The sequence below is a fragment of the Chryseobacterium phosphatilyticum genome, assembly GCF_002899825.2.
GTDB classification, from domain to species: domain Bacteria; phylum Bacteroidota; class Bacteroidia; order Flavobacteriales; family Weeksellaceae; genus Chryseobacterium; species Chryseobacterium phosphatilyticum.
Genome location: NZ_PPED02000042.1, coordinates 1 through 554, shown reverse-complemented (window position 1 = coordinate 554; position 554 = coordinate 1). Strand labels below are relative to the sequence as shown.

1 protein-coding gene is annotated in these 554 nt (G+C 70.2%); it reads right to left on the bottom strand.

From position 1 onward, the window contains the following. Positions 1-450: TetR family transcriptional regulator (locus C1631_RS25345; RefSeq protein WP_185144697.1), on the bottom strand; the 450-nt coding region annotated here is incomplete at its 3' end. Between the last annotated feature and the right edge of the window lie 104 nt (positions 451-554).

The following is a 554-nucleotide window of genomic DNA, read 5'->3' as shown; positions in this document are numbered from 1 at the left end:
GGCCGCGGCGTACCAGTCCGGAAACGGCTGGTCCGGCGCGACGAGATGCTCGAACAGCAGGCTCCAGACCCGTGGGTCGGCGGCGACGCAGACGAGATAGGCGTCGGCCAGTGCCAGGGCGTTGTCCCGCGCCGCCCGCTCCGGATCGATCACGGCGCTCAGCGCCGTGTGCCGCCTGGCCAGGGTGCGGGCGTTGACCCGCAGGACCACCTGATCGAGGTCGCCCACCGCGTTGTAGATCGAGTTCGGTGCGTAGCCGATGGCTGCCGCCAGCCGTCGCATGCCGAGCGCACGATAGCCCTCGTTGCGCACGAGGCTCTCCGCCGCGCCCGCGACCAGAGCGATGAAGCCCTCGCGGTCATGCTCGCCCCGCGGCCCGCTGCCCCGTGCCTTGGGTGCCGAGTCTCTTGCGGAAGTTCTTGCCGAGTCTCTTGCCGCCTCTTTTGCCAAATCCGTCTCCGTGCCTGCCCGCCGCCCGTTCCCGTGCCGGTTCGCACGCCTCGTCCGGGGTAGATTGCACGCCGTGCAATATCAAGCTTGCGGCCGGCTTGGGC